The sequence below is a fragment of the Rariglobus hedericola genome (genome assembly GCF_007559335.1).
Classification (GTDB): Bacteria; Verrucomicrobiota; Verrucomicrobiia; order Opitutales; family Opitutaceae; genus Rariglobus; species Rariglobus hedericola.
The window spans coordinates 1,025,405-1,040,946 of the sequence record NZ_VMBG01000001.1 but is presented as its reverse complement, the minus strand read 5'-3'; the positions used below and the strand labels follow the sequence as shown (position 1 = coordinate 1,040,946).

General features: G+C 61.4%; 8 protein-coding genes and 1 pseudogene. 4 read left to right on the top strand and 5 right to left on the bottom strand.

The features are described 5' to 3' along the window. Window positions 1-275 precede the first annotated feature (275 nt). Together FPL22_RS18135 and FPL22_RS17655 are read left to right on the top strand one after the other, a co-directional pair. Window positions 276-3,836: a golvesin C-terminal-like domain-containing protein gene (locus FPL22_RS18135; protein WP_162525192.1), complete on the top strand. Its 3,561-nt coding sequence runs from the start codon at window positions 276-278 to the stop codon at window positions 3,834-3,836. Window positions 3,837-3,862: 26 nt separating this feature from the next. Beyond that, window positions 3,863-4,066 (top strand): annotated as a pseudogene (locus tag FPL22_RS17655) (IS110 family transposase); the annotation flags it as partial. A gap of 113 nt (window positions 4,067-4,179) precedes the next feature. Here FPL22_RS17655 and FPL22_RS04510 read toward each other — a convergent pair. The 5 genes from FPL22_RS04510 to FPL22_RS04490 all read right to left on the bottom strand — a co-directional run bounded on the left by FPL22_RS04510 (window position 4,180) and on the right by FPL22_RS04490 (window position 13,233). Continuing rightward, entirely contained in the window at window positions 4,180-4,839 is a 660-nt protein-coding gene (locus tag FPL22_RS04510; RefSeq protein WP_144228909.1) for an SMI1/KNR4 family protein, read from the bottom strand. 704 nt (window positions 4,840-5,543) lie between these two features. Then, window positions 5,544-7,802 (bottom strand): hypothetical protein, encoded by a 2,259-nt coding sequence (locus tag FPL22_RS04505; protein ID WP_144228908.1) that lies wholly within the window; start codon window positions 7,800-7,802, stop codon window positions 5,544-5,546. Window positions 7,803-7,810: 8 nt separating this feature from the next. Further along, window positions 7,811-8,542 carry a hypothetical protein gene (locus FPL22_RS04500; RefSeq protein ID WP_144228907.1) on the bottom strand — a complete coding sequence of 244 codons (732 nt, stop codon included), beginning with the start codon at window positions 8,540-8,542 and terminating at the stop codon, window positions 7,811-7,813. 69 nt (window positions 8,543-8,611) lie between these two features. Further along, window positions 8,612-11,992 carry a golvesin C-terminal-like domain-containing protein gene (locus tag FPL22_RS04495; protein WP_144228906.1) on the bottom strand — a complete coding sequence of 1,127 codons (3,381 nt, stop codon included), beginning with the start codon at window positions 11,990-11,992 and terminating at the stop codon, window positions 8,612-8,614. A 146-nt stretch (window positions 11,993-12,138) separates the two neighbouring features. Beyond that, window positions 12,139-13,233 carry a LacI family DNA-binding transcriptional regulator gene (locus FPL22_RS04490; RefSeq protein ID WP_144228905.1) on the bottom strand — a complete coding sequence of 365 codons (1,095 nt, stop codon included), beginning with the start codon at window positions 13,231-13,233 and terminating at the stop codon, window positions 12,139-12,141. A gap of 86 nt (window positions 13,234-13,319) precedes the next feature. On the opposite strand from FPL22_RS04490, the gene FPL22_RS04485 reads away from it, so the two are divergent. Together FPL22_RS04485 and FPL22_RS04480 are read left to right on the top strand one after the other, a co-directional pair. Further along, entirely contained in the window at window positions 13,320-14,105 is a 786-nt protein-coding gene (locus FPL22_RS04485; RefSeq protein ID WP_144228904.1) for a PEP-CTERM sorting domain-containing protein, read from the top strand. Window positions 14,106-14,117: 12 nt separating this feature from the next. Then, the gene (locus FPL22_RS04480; RefSeq protein WP_144228903.1) at window positions 14,118-15,527 is read left to right on the top strand and encodes an FAD-dependent oxidoreductase; all 1,410 of its coding nucleotides are present in this window, start codon (window positions 14,118-14,120) and stop codon (window positions 15,525-15,527) included. The last annotated feature ends 15 nt before the right edge of the window (window positions 15,528-15,542 follow it).

The window sequence follows — 15,542 nt, the reverse complement described above, 5'->3', positions numbered from 1 at the left end:
GGGGACTCCGCTCGCCATAGGGAGATTTGCGAGATCCGCGTCAGTTATCAGTTAATCCTTTGGCGGTGGCGTCGCGACTCATTTGTCCGGGCGATTAACAGATAACCATGGATTCGATGGCCCGGCGACGAGGCGTTCGCTTAATGGACGTTCCCCTCGGGCGCCGTCGGCCGTGGGGGGCGGACCCCCGATTCGCGCGGTCACGCACCGCTTTCCGCCGGGGACGTCCCTCGCTCCCCGTTCCGTTCAAACTACCCCGCCGCCCTTACCCCAACATGAAAAGAAAACCGTTTTGTCTCTTGGTCGCGTCGCTCCTCGTGGCCGCCGCTTTGCCCCTGTCCGCATCCGTTCGGATGTCGTCCAATCTGAATACAACCGAAAACCGCGCCACCTATGTCACGTCTTCGGGCTGGGCGTTGCCCGCAGGGGATTGGACGATCGGTATCTGGGACAATAATATTCAGGGGAATGGCGGCGCGCTCATCAGCGGCCCCATCGATCTGGTCTATGTCTCACCGGGCCGAAACCTTGAGAAGGAGGGGCGGTTCCTGGTCGGCGGTCAGGATGCCGCCGGGAATCTTTTCGGCAGCGGCGGCAAGGCGCTGCAAAACGCCATCGATGGAACGCTGCCCCTGGGTTATCCGGGGCGCAGCACGGGCAAGTTCAGCCCGCGCCTTCATATCATTCGTCGCAACGCGGGTAAGAGCGAATACCTGGTGGCCGAAGCGGGGCATGGGCCCGTCCTTGTGTGCAGCGAGACACGCGCTTTCGGCGCGACCGCGACCACGAACTGGAGCCTGGCATGTATCGATGGCTGGGCCGAACTGTATGACTCCGATCTCGAGGGGTTTTTCTTCGCCACGGCGTCGGTGAGCAACAAGGACATCGCCCTGATGGCGGCCGGCCACAAGCCCTCCAGCGCCGCGAGCCTCTCGGGAAATTTGAAGGTGTATTTCCCGCTGGAAACGGCGATGACCGCCCAAACACAGGATCCGCTGCCCTTGGTTAATCAGGGAAGCGACTCCGCCGTGGTGCTCAGGCGCGTGGGCACATCCACCCGGTTTCAAGACGGCCCCCTGTTGCGCGGTTCCGTCGGTGAGAACACCGCGCCCGGGGAAGTCACGGAGCCCACCAATGTGGTGGCGCTTAGCAGCTTTGAGCCCTTCCAGATCATCCGCCACTTGAACGGGTCGGCCAATGTTCAGTTTACCGGCTTCGACTACGGCACGGGTTCGGCGAAGATCGAAATCCGCTTCCTGGATGTGGAGCACTCCACATCGACCGCGTGGCAAACCCTCGTCGCCAGTTCCCCCGGCGGAGGAGCCGCGATCCAGGCGACCATTCCCGTGGCGAAGGGTTATTGGCAAACCATCGAAGTCCGGCGGACCAATTCGGCGGGCGGCACAGGAGACAGCAGTCGTCCCAACCGGACCTGGTCGCGGTGGGCGGTGGGCGAAATCATCGTGGCGATGGGCGATAGCATCCAAGGTCAGGTGCAATCGACCGCGACGGCCAACCGTGTTGTGCCGAATGGCTTCACCACAAAGTATCTGAGCGATTACCCGAACACGATTCCCAGCGACACGAATCCCCTCTCGAAAGGCATGTGGAATCTCCTGAAAGGCTCCGGCATGGGCGGGGGCACCCAAGGCGAAAACGAATTGGCCAATAATTTGTCCGCTGCTTCCCAGTGCTGTGTCGGCGTGATGGTGAATTGGGCCGGGGCCACGCGACTCGCCCTGTGGAACGGTCGCCTGAGCTCGGCGCCTTACGACAACGCCAAGTCCTTTTGGCTGGCCAACGGAGGCTTGAACAAGCCCAGCGTCATCACGTGGGTCGGGAACAAGGCCAGCTGCGGTGTAGATGATTTTTACGCCGACCTGAATGCCTTCAGGGACAAGCTGAATGTCGATCTCGGCGAGAATACGTGGCGGCTGATCCTGGCCCCGGTGCCGATCATGTTTGATGGGACCTCGATCCCCGGCATGCAGTCCTTGCGGAACGACTGCTACCGCTGGGTGCGCGACAACGCCGACGTCGGTGCCTACGCGGGTATCTCCGTAGATCACCTGACCCAGACTGGCTCCACGCCTCCCGACTATGTGCATCCCACCCCCGACGCTTGGAACATCATGGGGCCCCGCTGGGGCAATGCGGCCGGCTACCTCCGCGATCAGGTGAACTATGCCGACCCGCGCGCCGGCGAAATCAAGAAGTTCTCCCGCGACGGCAACACGCTGTTGGTCGAGGTGCAACTCTACGCCGGCACCGCGCTGAGCCTGAAAAATCCCGCGGCCAAGATTTCCGGGTTGTCCCTCTCGGCGGACAATTTCACCTCCCTCATCCCCATCGCCTCGACGACGATGGTGAATGCCACGACGTTCCGCATCACTCCGCCCGCGGGGACGACGTTGCCGGCGGGCACGCTTAAACTGCGTTACCTCTATGGCCGGCCCGGCACCGCGACCAACGCCACCACGCTGGCCCAAATGGGCACGGACAACATCCTCTATGTGAACGCCGGCCCGACCAACACCCTGGCGGTTCAGCCCATCTACGGAACGGATGGGGCGCTGGCGATAGACGGCGCCTCTACCCCGAGCCCTGAAGTCACTGTGACGGGAAATGCGGTGGGCATAGCGGATGGCGACACGACTCCGAGCATCGCGGATAAAACCGATTTCGGGTCCGTAAATGTGGCGAGCGGTTCCGTGACCACCACCTACACGATTCAGAATCAGGGCACCGCGGCGTTGACCATCAACTCCGTCACCCTCGGCGGAACGCATGCGGCGGACTTTGCGATCATCACCCAACCCGCGGCCTCGGTTGCGGCGGGAGGATCGACGACCTTTAGCGTGCGGTTCGACCCCAGCGTGGCGGGAACCCGGACGGCCACCGTGAGTTTTGGCAACAACGACGCCGATGAGAACCCCTACAACTTCTCCGTGCAGGGCACGGGCGCCGCCGCCACCCAAGAGGTGATCCTCGACAACACGTCGCCGACGGGTGTGACCATCCTGCCCGCAGGGGGCTGGCCAGCCTCGACGACCGTCGCGGGTTACTACGGGACTAACTACATCCATGATGGAAACACGGGCGGCGGGAAGAGCGTCCGGTTCACCCCGACCCTGCCGGCAACGGGCAACTACGAAGTATTCGCCTGGTGGACCTCGGGCGGCACGTCCGGCGGCCGAGCTACCAATGTGCCCATCGACATCATCACCAGCGGAGCGCCCGAATATGTGAGCCTCAACCAAACCCTACCGGGGAGTCCGTGGCAGTCGCTCGGCGTGTATCACTTCAACGCCGGAACCTCGGGCAGCGTCCTCATCAGCAACACCGGCGCCGATGGCAGCGTAATCGTGGACGCGATCAAGTTCACCCTCATCGCTCCGCCGCTGGTCAACCCCAGCTTCGAAACCGACGCGTCCGGCTCGCAAACGATCAACGGTTGGACGGAGTCTGGGGCGGTGACCGCGAGCAGCGTGTCATCCAGCGTGTCCGCGCAAAACGGCTCGAAATACCTGGGTGTCTGGGAAGGCACTCCGAGTTCGTTCACCTCCCAAACCATGTCCAGCCTGCCCAACGGCCTTTATACCCTGAAGGCCTGGACGCAGCGCAGCACAGCCGGATATGTCGCCCAAATGGAAGCCACGCCGGGTGGAGGAGCGACGCAGGCGATCGCCATCCCGGTCGGCAACACGACATGGACGCAGATAACGCTCACCAACATCAACGTCACGAATGGCAGCTGCACGATCGGGTTTCGCTCAACCTCCCCTGTGAGCGGCGCGGCACTCCGCATCGATTCGGTGGAGTTCTACAAACAATAACCGAGATAGCGGGATGCATCGGAACGATCCGCGGCGGACGGATCAAAGTCCGCCGGGTGCTCTACGTGGCCGCCACGGTCGCGGCGCGGTTTAATCCTATATTAAAGGCGTTTTACCAACGCCGCGTCGCCGCCGGAAAACCCAAGAAGGTCGCGCTCACCGCCGTCATGCGGAAGCTCGTCGTCCTCCTCAATCAACTCCTCAAAAAACCTGAATTTACGCTCGCCTGAAAGACCGTTGCTGACCCCATCGGATCGACGAAATTTCGGGAAGCAGCTGTTCATTAAATTACTGAAGCCACATAGCTCCTCTTGAGGCTTGATATTCGTTTCGGCATGAGAGGCTAGGGTTTCCTCGATGCATCCACAGGATCAAGAAATCCACCCTCCGGCCCAAGCTTCATGAAGGGATCGGGAAGTCCGTCGCGCGCGATCCAATCTTCCAGCCAACCACTAAAGGAGTCGCCCAATTTATAATAATCGGTGAAGTTTGGGTCGTCATATTGATCATCATGCTGCCCGACAGAAGTAGTTACCACCATCCAATCGGGCTTATCTGGGTTTTTTTGCCATAGAGCGAATTGCGTGGAGCCCAAATCCCAATACTCACCAAATCTTATGAAGCGCAATGGGTAGGGTTTACTATAACGCATGTCTGCAAACCATTCTTTAATTTTTTCTATGTCCCAAAAATGTATGGGATAACTCCTAGTGACAGCCAACGCCTCCGCGTAGCTGGCATAAAAAGCACGGAAGTCATCGGGTAAACGATTCTGGAGGAGAGCCTCTATTTGGGCCACAGTATCTCCACCAGGGCTGCGTGCATAACTAGACGTGCGGAAGATGGTGGTGCCTTCATCTTCATATAAAATAACCGGTAAATTATAGGATTGGTCCCGCATAATTCCTTGGGGTGCTTGCCTTACGAACCTCGCATAATTAGACGCCTTGAGCACTCGTTGAGTCTTGATCGACTCTTGAAATTTAGGGAAGTAGTTGTTCATTCGATTTATTGGAGCCACATAGCATCTCGCAGAGCCTCCCTGTGTAGAGTTTCGGGATCGCCTATTTTCGGCCAGTAATTGTCTATGACCCAACGAGGATTATCCATGTATTCCACTTGAGCAACGCAGTCTTCACGAGCAAGCGCCACCGTGCGCTTCCCGTCAGGGAAGACCTTTAATTCCACGACCGTGTAAGTAAGAATGCTGTTAGCCCTTCCGTCGTTATCATAGCTGACTTTGTAAATACGCTGACCCAGCAAGATATTTTTCGAGGAGTTGACCGGGATGGATAAACGTGGTGTTCCGCCAGCGATATAGCTGCCGGCGAATAGGCGCCGCTGGAGCCATTAAACGTATAGGCTGCGGCAGCCGTTCCCGCTGTGACAAAGCCAGGGGCGGTGCCGCTGTTGAAATTTTCCGCGATGGGAAATGTCGCCGCTTGGGAATTTGTCGCTCCGCAAAGGAGGGACAGGAGCACACCGATCCGGATTGCTGGGAAGGAATTGGTTTTCACGAAGTTTATGGAAGCGGATCGCAGGATTTAAAAGATGAGGATAACTGCCGGAAAGGAATTCGCTGGATGCAAACCCCTTGCCGGCTAACTGTTCACCAAAATAATAAAAGTGTAACATATTTTTGGATACAGATTGACGCGGGCTCTGCCGCTTTCGATAAGCGGCGTAATTCCCAAAGCCGAGTTACCTTCAGGGCCGGCCGCTTTCTTTGAGTGACCAATCGTTGGCCGCGTCGCTCCAGATGGGCTGGATGGCGAGCGTGTGGGCGGGGCCGGCGTTGACGTAAAGTAGGTTGTCCACGCCCGCCGCCTTTGGATCGACGGGGCACTTGCGGTCCACGCCTGCGCCGGGACTGCCGTAGAGATAACGCAGTTTCAGCGGGCTAGCGGGCATCGTGGCGGGCGTGATGCGAACCTGGTTGTCGCCCAGCAGTGTGGCCGACGTGATCGGAATGGTGGTCGTGAAGTTGTCGGCGGAGAGCGTGAAGCCGCTGATGGAATCGGCCGGATTTTTTAACGTGAGTTTGGTCCCGGCGAAGAGGCGCAGTTGCACGATGAGGTCCGAGCCGGAGCGTTGAAAACCGACGATCTCACCGGCGCGGGGATCGGCGAATTTCTTGGGGTCGCGGAGAAAGCCCGCGGCATTGCCCCAGCGCGGGCCCATCAGATCCCACGCGGCGTCGGTGGGGTGCACGCCGTCCTTCGTGGTGTGATCGAGGGAGACGCCGGCGTAGGCACCGTGATCGCGCGCCCAGCGCCAGCAAGCGTCGCGGACTTTGTGCGCGCCGAGGGCGGGTGTGGTGTCGGGCGCGTAGGTGATCGGAAACGGCATGATGAGCAACTGCCAGGTGTCCGCGCCGAGATCGGCATCGAGGACGGTTTTGAAGAGATCGAAGTCGGAGTAGTAGGCGGAGGCGTTCGCATCGAGTCGGGCGTTGGCGCAGTTGCCGACCCACGTGATGACGTTGGGTTTGTTGAGGCCGTCGTTGGCGAGCAGCGTGACCTTGGCGAGGTTGTAGGCGTTTGAACTGGTGCGGCCGTTCCAGTGGTCGAGCTGGCTGGCGCCCCGCCAAAACACGGAGATACCCACGCAGCAGCCGGAGGCTTCGGAGAGGTTGTTGGCGATGAGGTTTTCACCTTGGGAACCGCCGCCCATGCCGGGGCCGTGCAGGAGATTCCAGGTGCCTTTGACGAGCGGGTTGGTGTCGCCGGGAAGCGTGGGCGTGCTGGCGGTCGGGTATTTGGCGGTGAAGCCGTTGAGAGGGACTTTGTTCACGCGCGAGGGGCCGTCCACCTGGCCTTGAATGCTGTCGCCCCAGACGACGACGACTTCGCCTACGGCCCAGCGGGCCCACGTGCGCACAGGGCGGTTGCTGTCGGCCTTGCCGCCGGCGGAACGGACGCGGCGGACCTCCATGGTTTTCCAATAACCCTTGGGCACGGACAACGTCGCCTGCACGACAGCGCCGCCACCGGGAGAGTTTTGCAGCAACGTCTGCCAGTCGGAGGTGAGCTGGTGTTCCTCGTCGATGAAGCGCAGTTCGATGTCGGCGGGAGCGGTGCCGTGATCGAAGCCGTTGAAGGCGATGTCGGCGGAGCCCTTGTGATGACGGATGATTTGAAAGGGCTGGAAGCTCGCGAGGCTGACCACTTGGGAGGGAACGGCGACGTCGGCGGGACGTTGGTTGGGCGAAAGCGCGCCGCGCAGCATCGGGCCGTCGGCGGAGGCGTCGGGCGGACCGAAGCGTTTGAACACGGTTTCATCGCCAGCGGCGGATTCGAGCGGGAAGTAAACGGCGAGAGTGGGGTGGATGCTGGCCACATCGGCGGGTTTGAAACCGGCGGACAGGCGGCAGAGATCGGCGTCGGTGATGGCGGATGTCGCAAAGAAAAATCCTTCGAGATCGGCGTCGTAAAACGGACCGGCGCCTTGTTTAGAGCCGAGACACCAGTTGCCCGGCGTGGTGGCGCCGAACGGGCGTTGCTCGCTGGCGACGAGCACGGGGGCGTGGCCGGCCTCGGCGACCAGGTATTCGCTGTAACCGGCGCGGCGGCGGATGATGTGCAGGCGCGGCATGAACAGGCCGGAGGGACGGCCCGGGTAACCGGCGGAGAGCGAGCCGGCGATGCCGTTGAACTTGGCGCCGCCGAAGAGATTGCCCGCAGCGTCTTGTCCGCCAACGAAGTAGCGGCCGGCGACATGATCGTAGAACAAATTGAGTGAACCGCCTGTGCCCGGTGCGGAGTGACCGACGAGCCAGCCGCCGTTGCCTTGGAAATTGTTGTCCCAGATGCCGACGGTCCAGTCGCCCTCGGGCAAAGCCCAGCCGGTGGCGGTGCGGTATTGCGCGGAGGTGTTGTTGCCGTCGGTCGAAAGCCGGACGGAGGCGGACGACAACGCGACCAGAGAAAGTGCGAGGAGAACGGTGGAGAGCGGGCGAAGGGTCATGAAAGGTATTACGGAGTGGTGTTGTCGTTGCGCGGTGAAATGCGCGCGAGAGATTCGGTGCGCACCTCGGTGACGGCGGCGGCGCGGAGATCGGCCAGTTTTTTGTGCGCGGCGCGCAGGCCCAGGACTTCGGTGGCACGTCGGCGGGCGTCTTCGGTTGAGAGTGGATTGAAGTCCTCTTTGTGCGCGGCGAGGAAGGCGTCGATTTCGGCGCCGGTCACGGCGGGTTCGAGTTCCTTGGCCATGGCTTGCTCGACCTTGTAGGCGATGTCGCCGAACAAAATATAGTAGTAAACGTCCAGCCGGTATTGGGGCGGGCCGTAGATGACCTCGTTGCGGGCCTTGGCGGCGAGGCGCCGGGCGTTTTCCTTTTCGTGGGCGGTGCGGAAGGACGCGAAGTCGATATTCTTCATCAGCCCGCGTGTCCGGGCTTCGGATTGGTAAACTTTGATGCGGACGAGTTCGGCAAGGGTGAGTTCGCGCAACTTGGCGAGCGGGCCGTCGGGGCCGGAGGCGGGGCTCCAGTAGCCGCGGTGATCGTCGAGGTCGCGGGTCTGCTTGAAGTGGCTGTAAACGGGCGCGGTTTGCCGGTGCATGACCAACGTGTATTCGGCCGCGGATACCGTTTCGCCGTTGATGACGGCGACGGCCGTATCGTCTGCGGGAATGACGGGTTGTCCGAAAAGGGCGACGGCCTGCGCGAAAAGCAGGGTCAGAAAAAAGCAGGGCGAAGAAGTCATGGGAGTGAGGGAAGCAAGACGCCCCCTGGATGAGAGGGGGCGTCTTGGGTCGGGGTTATGCGGACGCGCTTACTGGCGGACGAAGCGCACGGCGTCGGTTATGACGTAACATTGCGACGGAACCGGCAGCGGCCCGGTATAGGCGTTGGTGACAAGAACATTGCCGGTGGTGCCGGCGTTGAACGTGTAGGTGCCGAGTGAATACCACTGGCTGCCGTTGATCCGTTGATCCACGTTGACCGTCTGGTTGCCGCCGGCGTGGGTGACCTTGAACGGCACGCTCGGGGAGCGGTTGGTCGCAGCGGGCCACCAGGCGAACACCTCGTAGGTTCCGGCGGAGGGGAGGGTTGGCGTGAACTGCACGGACTGGGTGCCGCTCTTGGTGTTGCCGTCGTTGAGGGCGTCGGCGCCATGGTAGCCGGCGGTCGTGGTGGAGCCGGTCCACGCGCCGACTTTGGTGACGCCGGTGGGGTCGGAGGCGTCCACGACGATCTCGACGCCCTGGGATTGCTGGGTAAAGCGCACGCCGTCGGCGATGGTGTAGCCATCGGTCGCGGTGGAGCGGATCAGCACGTTGCCGGTGGTGCCGGCGTTGAACGGATACAGGCCGAGTGAAACCCATTGGCTGCCTTGGGCGCGCTGGTCCTTGGACACGGTCACGGTGCCAGAGGCGGAGGTGATTTCGTAGGGAACGGCGGAGGCGCGGTTGGCGAGCTGGGTCCAGCGGGCGAATACCTCATAGGTGCCGGTGGTGGGAATCGTCGGGGTGTAGCGCAGGGTGTTGGAGGAACCGGCGGGGCTGCTGACGTAATCGGTGCCCAGGAAGCCGGGCACGGAGACGGACGACGACCACGCGCCGGAGATGGTGATGCCGCCGGCGTCGGTATTGTCCTTGATGATGTCCGCCCCGCCGACGGTGGCAGTGCCGATGGCCTGGATGAGATCGAGCGCGATGGTGTTGGCGGTGGAGGCCGGATCCTTGGCGGCGACGGTGACGCGCAGGGTATGGGTGCCCGGCGTGAGGTTGTTGACCTCGAAGAGGTGCCGCTGGAATTCGGTGATCAGGCCTTGGTAACAGTTGACCGAGGTGGCAGCGCCGCCGTTGACCGAGACGTTGATCTTGCCGAAATCGCCTCCCTTGGTGCCGATCAGGCGGACGCCGGTGCCGGTGAAGGTGAAGTCCACGTAGGCGCCGACGGTCGAAGAGACGGAGCGGGTCTTGCCGTAGTAGGCTTGGTCGGGCGCGGCGTCAGCTGTGAAGTGGGTCCATGAGCCGTTGTAAACCACGCCGGCGCCGGGGGCGGCGTCGATCGTGGTGACGACGGGCGCGGTCGGCGGGGCGACGGGGTTTTGTTGGAAGTAATCGATCACGACCAGATTGCTGGAGGAGGCGGGGTTCTTGGCCATGACTGTGCCGCGGAGCGTGTGCGCGGTGTTGGCGAGGCCGGTGAAGTGATGGAGCAGCACGCGGTGGAGCGGCACGGGCCAGTAGCAATCGACGAGCACGGAGGTGCCGTTGTCCACGTTGAGGGAGACCTTGCCCATGTTGGGGCCCTTGGCTCCGTAAACGCCGACGTTGGTGCCTGTGAAGGTGTGCTGGACGTAGGCGCCCACGCCCGCGGTCGACTTGGTCGTGAGGTAGGCGTTTTCGTCGTTTGTCACGTGGGTCCACGGCCCGGTGTAGGCCACGGAGGCGCCTGCAGTGTTGTCCACGCGGGCGACGGCTGCGGGGGCGGCGGCGGAACCACCGACATACTCGTGCGCGCCGATGTCGGCGTGGCCGCCGGCGTAGAGCGGGTTGCCCCAGAAGTCACGGCTGCCGTTGTCGAGCAGCGTGCCGATGCCGAGAGACGGGATCGCCATGCCGGCGTTGATGAGGGGCGAGTTGGATTGGATTTTGAAGAGCTGCGTGTTGGCGGACGTGTAGCCGTCGTTGGCGGTGGCGCCGGGGAGCGGGCCGGCAAACTTGGGATCAGCGACGACTTTGTAGGGGTCGTTCACGTCGGGCATGTGGCCGTAGTAGGCGTTGTTCGAGAAAACCGGGGCGGTCGGATAGATCGCCGAGGTCACGTGGAAGACATTGTTGTAGTAGTAGGCACCCGCGTAGTCGCGCATCCGGAAGCCCTCTGGCCGGGTGGAGTAGAAGACGTTGTTGTAAACGTAGGCGGCGCTTTCCCCCGGATTGGGGTTCATCGCGAATTGGCAGCCGGTGAAGGTCTTGCGGCCGTCGTTGACGCTCAGGTTGTAGCGGTAGAAGGCGACCTTCGAGACGCCGTCATCGGGCATGAGAAGAAACACGCCACCCTCGTTTTCGTGCGTGTAGTTGTATTGGAATACCTGATTCCCCCGAGTTCCGAGATCCGCGTCGAAGGCTTGGGAGTCGCCCTTGATACCGTTGAGGATGTTGTTACGGGTGCGGGCCACCTCGTTGTATTGAAACGTGATGTCACGGGTGTGATATGCGGACCACATGCCGGCGATCCAGCAGTCGGGATCGGGAGTCGCGAGCGTGCTGATGCCGGCGTCATAACCGGCGTTATACTCGACGAACGCGCCGGTGGCGCCGTTGAGCACGATGTGATCGGCCCCCGTGCCATCGAAGATGTTGCAGCGGATCTTGAGGTTGGTGGCCCAGAGATCCTCGCGGCCGTTGTAGTTGCCCGGCGCTTTCACATGCAGGCCGATGCAGCGGTTGTTATAAAAGTAGTTTCCCTCAATGAGGAGACTGTCCACTCGGGTCTGGGACCCCTTGTAGTCCATCAGCTCGACGTAGATGCCGCCGGACTGATCGTAGATGCCTTGGGCGCGCACGGTGATGCCCCGCACGTCGGAGATATCGTTGTTCAGTATCTTCACGTCGTTGAACTGGTAAACGGAGCCGAGCGGAGTGCCATCGCCTCCGAAGGCGACGCGGATGCCCATGCGGACCCCATCGGCGGCCGCCGTGTTGGTGATGTGGAAATTCTGGAAGGTGAAGTATTGCTTGTTGACGATCTGCACCGCCCACTTGGCACCGTTGCCGTTGATCTGCGGTTTGGGGTCGGTGAGGGGGCCGTAGGCATCGAAGGTGATGCGGTTGGTGGGGCTGGTGCCGATGCCGGCGTTGATATTGGTGACATCAATCTTCGGGTAGAGCGTGCCGTTCCAGACGCCGCCGCGCTTGAAGTAGACGTTGTCGCCGGCGGCGAACATGGTGGCGTTGACATTGGTCAGCGTCTGCCACGGCGTGCTCGTGCTGGTGCCATTATTGGCGTTGTTGCCTGATTGGGAGTCCACGTAGTAGTTGGTCGCCGAAGCGTCGGCGGCGAAAAACGCGGTGAACAGGGCGGCGGGGAGAAGTGATTTGCGAAGCAGGAAAAAAAGCGATTTCCCGGAGGGATTGCTGGGGCGGGCGAATTGCGCGAGCTTGCCGGGAATTCCGGAAGCGCACGCCATATGGGGGCGGTTCATGCAGGGGAGGGGTTGGGGGTTGAGACAAACGACTGCACCTTCAGCGTTAGCCGCGCCTGCAATAAAATCTCAATAAAGCGCGCGATTAATTGTTAACCAGCGCCTGCGGTCCCTCCCGTGGGAAATACGAGGGAAATACCGCGTATTCAGCCGCTGATGGACGGACTGCCTGCGAAGCGGCCGAGCACGACGGTGCCGTCGGCCGAGATGTAATCGGCGATGGGCCGGCTCAGCGTGTCGCCCGGCTGCCAGTAGTCTTCGACCTCCCAGCAGCGAGGCCGCGGGGAGAGGCCGAGTTCGTTGTGATCGAGCAGGAGTGAAAGCATTTCGACCGCACCGCTTCCCAATCCGGGTAGATCCGCTCGCAGGCCGGAGATGTTCGTCTCGCCGACATTGGAGCTGAAGACGGACACCTCGTCCGGGACTTTTACCCCCATGGTTTTCAACCAGACGGGGATGCTGCGGGTGTCATGCACGACGATGACATCGGGACGTTGTTCCTCGAACCACACGCGGAATTTTTCGATTGTCCAGGCCTCGGTCGAAAAAGGCGCGAGCGGCTGCCGAATACGTCGCTGCCAGAGCAAATAAGCCGCAGTGTAAACGCCACGGCGGTTCTTGTCCTCCATCGGTTCCACGGCCAGGCCGATGCGTTTGTAGCCTACGCGCTTCAACACGTGGAAGGCCTCGATGAGTTCATAATAAAGAGGGCGCTCCACGCGGTGGAGGTTGCGCGGCGTCCAGATGGTTTTGCCGATTTCCACCGCGGCGAAATGCTCCCACGGCATAAACATGCGGGGCATGCGGTGCAGGAGACGCGGCATGATGACGAGCCCGCGGATGCCGCGCGCGCGCAGCATGCGGCCAAGCTGGCGGTGCTCGGCGGGTTTTTCAGCGAGGACAAAAGGCTCGATGTTGAATCCCACCTTGTGGGCGCGTTCGACGGCGCCCTCGTAAATATTGCGCTGGAAGGAGGGGCCGCCTTTCACGGCGAATTCGGCGATGAAACCGAGAGTCTCTCGATAGTGCCGCTTGCCTTCGGGCTGCCGCACCATGGAGAGCGCCTTGGAGAGAAGCAGGGACGGCTGGTAGCCGGCTTTTTTGGCGGCCGCCTGGACGCGGGCGCGGGTCTCGGCGGACATGCGGCCGGTGCCGCGCAGGGCCATCGAAACGGTGGCGACACTCAGGCCCGTGGCGGTGGCAAGCTCACGGATAGTGGATCCCATGCGGCGGAGGTTCACGGCAAGAATAACAGTTAATCAACGAAATAATTGAGACGTCCGCCGCGGAGGGGAAGTATGCCGGCGTTACCCACCTTCCACATCCTATGAAAATCCTACTCCCCATTTGCGCGGGCCTCCTGTTTGGAGCGTCCGCTCTGCACGCGGATTCCGTTCCCCTCGATTTTGAAACCGCCAACCAGTTCACGAACAGCTTTCGCGTGCTGAGCGCCGGTGGTGCGACACTCACTCAGACGTCCAACGGTGGCGCCAATGATTATATGCAATCCGCCAATGGCAGCGGATCATCGTATGTTTACGACGCCAATGGTGCCTCCGCGGGCATCTCGTCTTTTACGGTCAGCCAATCGACGTCGCTCACGATTTCGGCTGACGTCAGTTTCACCGTGTCGAACAATTCGTTCGGAATCTACATCATCAATGCCGCGGACGAATCGCAGGGATATCTAGCGATCTTCAATGTCAACTTCAGCAGCACCAGCGACCAGATTCGTTTTTCGAACAACGCCGTGCCGACGACTGCAGGAGCCGGCAGTCCTCTTAACAACGGAAGCTTTGCCAACAACGCCGATACCGGCATTGGTCTCCTCGGCGCATTCAACAATATTTCCCTGACTTACAGCATCAACGGATCGAACGCCCCCGTGCTGACGATGACGGCCGGTTCACAAACGAGTTCGATCACACTTTCCGGCACCGCGTTCACTGACGTCGAAGTCGGTTTCCGCATGTCGAGCACGGCCTCCGGCATTGTGGGCATGGACAATCTCAACATTGCAACCAGTGCCGTCCCCGAACCTTCGACGTATGCCGCTCTGGCGGGAATCGCGGTTTTGGGTTTGGCCACGCTTCGTCGCCGCGGGAATCGCTGAGCGAGTTAATTTATGAAGTTCTTCTCCCTGCCTGCCCGCGCGCTCCCGCTCGACGACTCTTGGGATGTGATTGTCGCAGGAGGCGGTCCGTCGGGTTGCACGGCGGCGGCCGCGGCGGCACGCGAGGGCGCACGGACGCTGCTCATCGAGTCCTCGGGTTGCCTGGGCGGCTCGGGAACCTCCGCGCTCGTGCCCGCGTGGTGTCCGTTTTCGGACAAGGAGAAGATCATTTATCGCGGCCTGGCCGAAAAAGTTTTCGCCGCGGCGAAGGACGGTGTCAGCCATGTCAAAGAGAAGGACCTCGACTGGGTGCCGATCGACGCGGAGCGGCTCAAGCGGGTATATGACCGCTTGGTTACCGAGGCGGGCGCGTCCATTCTTTTTCATACTGTGCTTTCGTCCGTCGAAAAAGACGACGAAGGCGGCGTCACGGCGATTCTGGTGAGCAACAAGGCGGGACTGACCGCGTTGCGTGCGAAAGTTTATGTGGATTGCACGGGTGACGCGGATCTCGCGACGTGGGCGGGCGCCGACACGTTGAAAGGCGACGACAAGGGCCAGATGCAGCCGGGGACGCATTGTTTCATCCTCACGAACGTGGATGACTATGCGTATCGTCACGGGCAGCCGCTCTATTTTACGAACACCGAGAGCCCGATTCACGCGATCCTCGCCTCGGGCAAATATCCGGAAATTCCCGACCACCACATTTGCAACAATCCTGTGGGCCCCGGTGCGGTGGGCTTCAACGCGGGGCACCTTTTCCAGGTGGACAACACCGATCCGCAGGGGATGTCCCGCGCGTTGGTCGCAGGCCGGCGCATGGCGGCGGCCTATCGCGACGCGCTGGCGGAATTTTTTCCGTCGGCGTTCGGCAACGCGTTTTTGGCGGCGACGGGATCGGTTGTTGGCATTCGCGAGACACGCCGGGTGACTGGCGACTACGTGCTCACGTTGCAGGATTACCTGGAGCGTCGGACGTTCGCCGACGAGATCTGCCGCAATTCGTATTTCATCGATCTTCACGAAACCAAGAAGGAGCTGGCGGCCAAGGGCGAGGACTGGGTCTCGAAGTTCGTCCACTACGGCAAAGGCGAGTCGCACGGCGTGCCGTATCGCTGTCTTACGCCGCGCGGTTTGAGAAATGTGCTCGTGGCCGGGCGCTCAATCTCGTGCGAACGTATCGTGCAAGGCAGCATTCGGGTGATGCCGGTGTGTCTCGCGATGGGCGAGGCGGCAGGCATCGCCGCCGCGCTGGCCGCGGCGGACAACGCGGGTGACGTGCACGCCGTGGACACAGATGCGTTGCGTGCGCGCCTTCGCGCCGAAGGTGGTTATTTGCCCTACGAGGCGAATGAAAAAGAAACCAGTCTGAAGGCGGATCGGGAGGGCACGATTTCGGCCGCCGGCGGTCGCGGTTAAAAATCCTGAAGATCG

Excerpts from the sequence above, each read along its gene's own strand:
- FPL22_RS18135 (WP_162525192.1), top strand. The coding sequence starts at position 276 with ATGAAAAGAAAACCGTTTTGTCTCTTGGTCGCGTCGCTCCTCGTGGCC.
- FPL22_RS04510 (WP_144228909.1), bottom strand. The coding sequence starts at position 4,839 with ATGAACAACTACTTCCCTAAATTTCAAGAGTCGATCAAGACTCAACGA.
- FPL22_RS04505 (WP_144228908.1), bottom strand. The coding sequence starts at position 7,802 with ATGACCCTTCGCCCGCTCTCCACCGTTCTCCTCGCACTTTCTCTGGTC.
- FPL22_RS04500 (WP_144228907.1), bottom strand. The coding sequence starts at position 8,542 with ATGACTTCTTCGCCCTGCTTTTTTCTGACCCTGCTTTTCGCGCAGGCC.
- FPL22_RS04495 (WP_144228906.1), bottom strand. The coding sequence starts at position 11,992 with ATGAACCGCCCCCATATGGCGTGCGCTTCCGGAATTCCCGGCAAGCTC.
- FPL22_RS04485 (WP_144228904.1), top strand. The coding sequence starts at position 13,320 with ATGAAAATCCTACTCCCCATTTGCGCGGGCCTCCTGTTTGGAGCGTCC.
- FPL22_RS04480 (WP_144228903.1), top strand. The coding sequence starts at position 14,118 with ATGAAGTTCTTCTCCCTGCCTGCCCGCGCGCTCCCGCTCGACGACTCT.